Here is a 6635-nt window from a genome sequence, read left to right as displayed (position 1 = left end):
GCGGTTCGCTGGCCAGCACCGCGCTGCGCTCAGCGGCCGTTGGGCCACTGGCCGCGGCGGCGCTCGACGGCAGCAAACCCTCGCCCAGGCGCAGCACGTTTTCGTCCACCTCGGACGCATCGCTGCCGCGCAGGCGCAGGTTGAAGATGCTGTTGGGCTGGCTCAGCAGCGGGTCGAGCACCTGGCCGGCGAGGGTGCAATGGATGTGCTCGCCCGTAGCGTCCTCGTCGAACACCTGCTCGAACCAGCACGGGGTGCTGCTCCAGCGCTGGTCAGCCTGCAGGTAGTGCTCGTCCTGGTTGCGCTGGATGGCGAAGGCCAGGGCCCCGCAGTCGTAATCCCAGCCGCGGATCTGCAGCAGCGCGCGGCCGGGAACCGGAGGGGTCAGGGGGTGCAGCTTGGGGGTAATGGCCATGATCTATCTCGCTTTGAGCGTGTTCAGCACACGGCCCAGCTGTTCGTTCTGTTCGGGGCTGATCGCCATGCCCTTGCGGTGCCCGGCGTTGTCCTGGGTGTGAAGGGCGATGCCCGAGACCCAATGGTCGGCAAAGGTCACGGCCTGGTCTTCGGCTTGCGCTGCCAGTTCCGGGAAGCGCCCAGGCAATGGCCGCTGGTAGCAGGCGAAGAGCGGCTCGCGGCCGCCCAGCAGGCTGTTCGGGCGCTGCCCCAAGGGCTGGCCGAGGTGGCCGAACCAGGCGCTGAAGTCGTTGAGCATCAACTGGGCGGTGAGGATCTGGCGCTGCACCAGCGATTCTCGGCGCACGCCGCTCTGCGCGCGGCGCAACAGGGCGTCGCTGAGCTGCTGGGGCAGTTCCAGGCGTTCGGCGCAGATGATCAGCTCGTTGACCAGGCTGGCGACGGTCTCAGCGGGCAGGTCGAGCAGTTGCAGTACGTAGTTGCGGCAGCTCAGCGAGCGCAGGTGTGCGGCCCACAGGTCGAACGCGGCGCGGGCGAACCGGTGTTCGTGGCTCTGGTACTGCGCCACGTGCGATGCCGGCGCGGCCTCTTCGGGTTCGCCGAAGATGTCGAAGTCGTCATGGGCCGGCGCCGTCTCGACAGTGTCGGTGCTCGCCGCGGCGGCACTTTCGAAGTCGCCACTCAGGTACAGCTCGCGCAGCGCGGTTTCCGGCACGGCCATGTAGGCCAGCAGCTCGCCGAGCACCTGCTTGCGCTGGACCTCACGCACGAACGGGCCGGCAATGCGGTTGGCCAGTTCTTTCTTTTTCTTGCGCTCGTCTTCGCCGCCGGCCTGGTAGTAGCGCTCCAGGCGGGGCAGTAATTGGGCCAGCAGCTCGTCGTACTGCTCGGCAATGCGGTCGAGCTTGCGGTGCAGCGGGGTGGCACGGGCGAAGCCTTCGCTGAACAGGGTCAGGCCGCCGTCGTTGAGGGCGAGCATGGCGTCCCAGGCGGCGGCTGGGTTGGCGAGGTGGCGATGGGCAAGATCGCTGCCTACGAACGTGGCCTTGAGCGCTTGCAGGTCAGCCTTTTTTTCTGCCTTGAGGTCCAGCTCTTCGCAGGTGCCATCGGCTGCAGCGCGGCTCAGCTCGATGAAGATGGTTTCCCGGCGCGGCTTGCGCACCATGCACAAGTTGTTGAACGGCCGGCTCCCCCACTCGAGCATCCACGGCTCACTGCCGAAGCGTTCGATCACCGTACGCTTGAGCATGTTGTCGCAGGCTTCGGCGTATTGCGTCCTGAAGCCGCCCAGTGCGTCAGTGACGAACAGGTCGCACATGGTCATGGCCCAGAGCAGGCCCGGATCCTTGCCATCGCGCTCCTGCGGCGTTGCCCCTTGCGTGCGCTCGATCCAGTCGCGCAAGACATTGCCCACGCCGACCACTTCACTCTGCTTGGCCGTGGTCGTGCACATCACCAGCGCGTTCATTTCCTGCTCTGCGGTATAGCGTTGGAACAGGTAGGCGACCTTGCCCCGCAGCAGTAACCGAGGCAGCAGGTTTTCGCCCGATGCAGGCAGCTCCAGCAGTTTTTCCCGGCTGCGGTAACCCGGGAAGTCGAGCACATCCACTTGGTTGACGATGGCATTGGCCGGTTCATTGAGCAGGCCGAAGATCAGCTCGTTGGTCAGCGCGGCCAGCTGCGCGGTCATCACGCCTGCGGGGGCGCCCAGCGTACCGTCCGGCAGCACCGGGACGACCTGCACCTGGCTGTCCTGAGCGGTGCCCAGCAGGTTGAGAATGTCGACGTTCATGATGTTGTTGCGCTGGACCAGCTCACCTTCTTGCTCGCTGACCAGCACCTGCAGCGGCGCCATCACGGTCTGCGCCAGGCTCAGGCCGTGCAGCGCCTCGGCCAGCTGTTCGTAGGTCTGGGTCATCGGCGCCAGGTTGCCCCACAGCGGAGCCAGCAAGCGGGCGCGTTCACGCACGCTCAATTGCGGGGCAATCTCCAGCACCCGCGGCCAGTAACGCGCGGCCAGCGGCTGCATGGGCAGGCTGTAATGCTGTTCGAGGTAGTCCCAGATCCGCACCACGTCGTCACGGCTCACGCCCGGCACGGCGGGCGCGGTTTGCAGGTCGGCAAAGGGCGCCAGCGCGGCATCGATGCGTGCTTCGGTGAAGGCTGAATCGATCTTCTGGTGGTCGAAGTCTTCGAACCAGGCGTTGGCCAGGATGATCGCGATTTCGATTTCCTTGAACAGCCGCAGCTCGATCGGGTAAGCCTTGTCGGGGCTGGGCGTCGCGTGGCGGGTGAAGCGCGTGACCAGGCCGGTCGCTTCCTTGCCGTTGCCAACGGGGTTGACGTGTTCGATGAAGCCCAGCGTCTGCTCGCCGAAACGAGTCTCCAAGCGGCCCTGGTGGTCGGCGGCCAAGGCTGAGATCAGGTAGCTTTTGCCGGCCTGGGAGAGGCCGAAGAAGCCTGCCGCCATGGGTGAGGTGCTGGCTCGCTGCAGACTGCTCGCCAGATTGCGCGCCCGGTGCAGCTCGCGGTTCAGGCCAGGGGCCAGGCGTGCGATGTCGTCCACCGCTGGCGCCACGCTGGCTATCCAGTCCAGGGCCAGCCCTGCGCCCTGGTGCAGGTTCTGCCAGCCACGGGCCAATTGCTCCGGGGCGTGTTGCGAGGTCATTTTGCTCATTTCGGACTCACGCTCCCGCTGTCGAGCCAGTAGTCAGAGGCGCCGCCTTCGGCGCTCAGCATGGTGTACAGCTGCAGGCGTACGTCCTTGCGCGTGAACGACTCGCCCTCCACGTTGCTCTCGATGTTTTCATCGATCAGCAGCTTCTCGGCGATGATCTCGGCCTCGCCGCGCTCGCTGTCTGCGCTTTCCACCTTCAGGCGCACCAGCAGGCACGGCTCAAGGCCGTCGGTGGTGCGTTTGTCCGCCAGTTTGCGGCTGCCGCTGGCGGTCAGTTCGAGCACGTACAGCGGCGAGGCGACCCAGCGCTGGGCCAGCAACTGGCGATAGCCCAGGCGAATCTTGCCGAGCACGCGCAGCCGTGGGCCTTCCTCGCTGGGGTCGTGCAGCTGCAGCGTTTCGTTGCCGTTGGCGTCGCTGCGGATCACGTCGCGGTAGAACACGTCGTGATCGATGATCAGGTTGTTTTCGTCCAGCTTGCCGATGTGGCGCATGGTCGAATACGGCTTCAGGCGTGCCACGCTGAGGTAGAAGTTGGAGACGTTGCGCTGGGCGCTGAGCAGGCACAGCATGGCGCCCACCGCGGCAGTGGTCTTCGGGTCATCGATGCGACCGTTGCGGTGGAAGGGGTACCAGCCGCCCACCCGGTAGCCATCCATCGGCACGATGCGCCCTGGCGGCAGCGGCACCTTGCGCCGCAGGAAGCTCAGCACTCCAGGCAGGCGCGAGGGCCGGCCGGTGATCAGCAAGGCGTCGCAGGGGTAGTGGAACACCACCTCGGCCAGGGCATCGAGAATCTTGCACAGGTTGATCTGCCCCTTGAGGAACGCCTGGTGAATGGCGCCCAGGTCGACCTGCAGGAGCACCTGTTCCAGGTCGTAGCGTGGCGGCCCGCCGTCGGCGCGACGCACGCCGCTGGCGACGTAGTCCTGCACCTGTTGGGTGATCGCGCCCTGGCTCAGCGCAAGCACCTCGCGGTAGCTGAGCGAGTAGGGCGCAGTGGGAAACTCGGGGTCGAAGCGCTCGTATTGCCCCAGCAGGTACAGGCCCAACGGCACGAACACCTGCAGGTTGAGCTGTTGGCGCAGCACGGTGTCCTGCGTGGTCGAGGTCTCTTCGCCGCACAGCTTGGACAGCAGGGCGCGCGGCGCCTGAACGCCGGCGGCAGCGAACGCCTGCTCCAGGCCGGGCAGGACGAAGCGCTGGATCACATCGAGCAGGATGTCGTCGCCGGCCACCTTGAAGCTGTCGCGAAAGCGCTGCGTCGGAATGATGGTCACGTTGCTGCCGCTGGCGTTCTCGGTGGCACGTTCCAGGCTGTAGTCGGTGATCACCAGGTCGCTGGTGCCGCCGCCGATGTCGATGCTGGCCAGGGTGATCGCTTCACGCTCGGTCTTGTCGGGGCGGGCGAGGGTGTCGAAGAACTCCTGCGGGTGGCCGGCGAAGTTTTCGCGGATTTCCGTGTAGAGGTACACCAGTTGGCCGCAGGTGGCTTCGTCCCACTCGACCCTGACCTTGGGCAGCGGGATGCGCGGCAGGGGAATGTCGTTGCTGGCGCGCGCCTTGGCCGGGTCGAGGTCGCCCTCGTGCCAGCCCATGCATTTCCACACCAGGGCGATGGCTTGCAGCAGGCGGTCGTTGAGCAGGCTGCGTTCGACCTGCGGCATGCCCGGCGGCACGGTCAGGGTGATGCCCGACAGCTGCCGCGGGCGCTGGGTGTGGCCCATGCGCGCACGTTGCGCCGGGCTGTTGATCTGCATCAGGGCCTGGGTGATCACCTCGGCCAGCATGAAGGTCATCAGCGAGCTGCGCGAATACTGCGGGGCAAAGGCGGGCAGGCGGTCGTCTTCGTTCTTCAGCTTGTAGAACGCCTGGCCCAGCTTGGTGATGCAGTGGGAAAACGGCGCCGCGGTGGCTTTGGATTCCTTGTCGCTGCCCACCGAGGTGCCGTTGAACCGCCAGCCGTGCAGGTAGGCGTTTTCATCCCACAGGTAACGCTTGGGGCTGGACAGCCCGGTCGAGCCTTCGGTGCCTTTGCGACGCCCGGACAGGCGCCCGGCCTCGACCCCGACGCGGGCGATGGTCGGCCACTGGAACGCATCGTGGCGGCCGCTCTGCACCGAGAAATTTTCCTTGCCGAAGCTGGCCTGGGCGAACTCCACGCGGCTTTCGAATGGCTCGCTGTAGACGCGCTCGGGGCACGTCAGGTCGCGAATCTGCAGCACGTAGTTGTGCTTGAGCCCATCGCCTGACTGGCCATGGTTCTCGATCAGAATCCCGCAGGTGCGCGAGTTGCCCACATCGAGCACCAGATCGACGGGAATCGCCGGTTCCAGGCATGCGGCGCCGTTGGCGGTGAGCTTGATGTCGGGAACCGGGATCAGCGCCGGTGCCTGGCTGTACTGCTCCGGCACCGGGCGCGCCATCAGGCTCAGCAGGTTCAGGTAGTGGCCCAGGTGGCGCTGCTCTTCGAGCTCTTCGTCGATGTCTTCCTGGGGCCGGGCCTTCTGGCTGTCGCGGTAGATCTCTTCGAGCCACAGCCGCACCCACTGCTGGTCAAGGAACCAGCGGCTCTGCTGGGCATGGCAGGCCAGGCGGAAGTTGGCCCCGGCGTTGATGTCGTCCTGGGTCGGCGCCAGGTATTGCACGCCCTGGCTGCTGGACATGGCGCGGGTATCGAAGGCCAGGGTCAGGCGGTGGGTGTTGCCGTCGACGTCAGGCTGCTCCAGGCGCACCAGGCGCATCCGCGCCCAGTTGGTCGGGCCCTCGTCGAACCGCTCCGGCGGCAGGAAGCGGAAGTACGGTGCAGGCAGCCACAGGCCTTCGAGCAGCGTGAGGCTGCTTTGCAGGCTCAGGGCCAGGTCCTCTTCATCCACCACGCTGACCAGCCGCTCGTTCTGCCGGGTCTGGCCGTTGTTGCTGACCGGGCCAAGGTGGAAGTACTCGCGCGTGTCGTGGTTCAGCAGCAAGCGTGCGATGAGCGTATTGCCCATCCGCGCGAAGCGTCCGGCCGGGGCTTTGCCGGGGTCGAGCCGGACGGCGAAATCAAGGAACTGCAAGCCGCTGTCGTTGACCAGGTGAACGGTGTCTTCGAAGGGGGTGAGCTCGGGCAGCATAGGGTGGGCCTTTAGTCGCGGCGCATGAAAATGGGGAATTGGCGGGAGCCGTAGTGGCCCTGACAGTCGGCGATCTGCTGGGCACCCGGGGCGCAGGTGACGGCCGGCATGTCGTAGCGGCTGCCATCGGTGCAGGTGGCCTGATCCTGGCTCTGGATACCCAACTGGCCCTGCTGCATGGCCGCATTCACCGCGCCTGTGCAATTGACGCCATCGGGGCGGCGGATGGTGACGGTGCCCTGGCCTTTCTCGAAGGCGTATTCCAGGCGCAGCGGTTTGGCGGTCTTGGCGTCGAGCAGGCCGGCGCCGGCCCGGTAGTTGCCGTTGAGAAAATCGGCAGGCCCGTCGCCGGCGTCTGCCGGGATGCTCAGGTCGGGGCTGTTGCCCGCGCTGGGGGCGAGCTTGGCGGGGGCCGGTTCGAGGGC

At 66.4% G+C, this 6635-nt stretch carries 3 protein-coding genes and 1 pseudogene; all 4 read right to left on the bottom strand.

What is annotated here, in order from left to right; genetic code table 11:
- A pseudogene (locus RT028_RS19640) lies at window positions 1-415 on the bottom strand (hypothetical protein); the annotation flags it as partial.
- A gap of 3 nt (window positions 416-418) precedes the next feature.
- Window positions 419-3094: a virulence factor SrfC family protein gene (locus RT028_RS19635; RefSeq protein WP_312937059.1), complete on the bottom strand. Its 2676-nt coding sequence runs from the start codon at window positions 3092-3094 to the stop codon at window positions 419-421.
- Window positions 3091-6210, bottom strand: a complete 3120-nt coding sequence (locus tag RT028_RS19630) for a virulence factor SrfB (RefSeq protein WP_312937057.1) — start codon at window positions 6208-6210, stop codon at window positions 3091-3093. The genes RT028_RS19635 and RT028_RS19630 overlap by 4 nt, the downstream gene beginning before the upstream one ends.
- 11 nt (window positions 6211-6221) lie before the next feature.
- On the bottom strand, window positions 6222-6635 hold a 414-nt coding region (locus tag RT028_RS19625), incomplete at its 5' end, for an SrfA family protein (protein ID WP_312937055.1).

Origin of the sequence: Pseudomonas sp. (assembly GCF_032058845.1) — a bacterium.
Classification (GTDB): Bacteria; Pseudomonadota; Gammaproteobacteria; order Pseudomonadales; family Pseudomonadaceae; genus Aquipseudomonas.
This window is presented reverse-complemented; position numbering and strand designations above follow the sequence as displayed.

What these genes read in the sequence shown, in the direction of transcription:
- RT028_RS19635 (WP_312937059.1), bottom strand. Translation starts at nt 3,094, where the DNA reads ATGAGCAAAATGACCTCGCAACACGCCCCGGAGCAATTGGCCCGTGGC.
- RT028_RS19630 (WP_312937057.1), bottom strand. Translation starts at nt 6,210, where the DNA reads ATGCTGCCCGAGCTCACCCCCTTCGAAGACACCGTTCACCTGGTCAAC.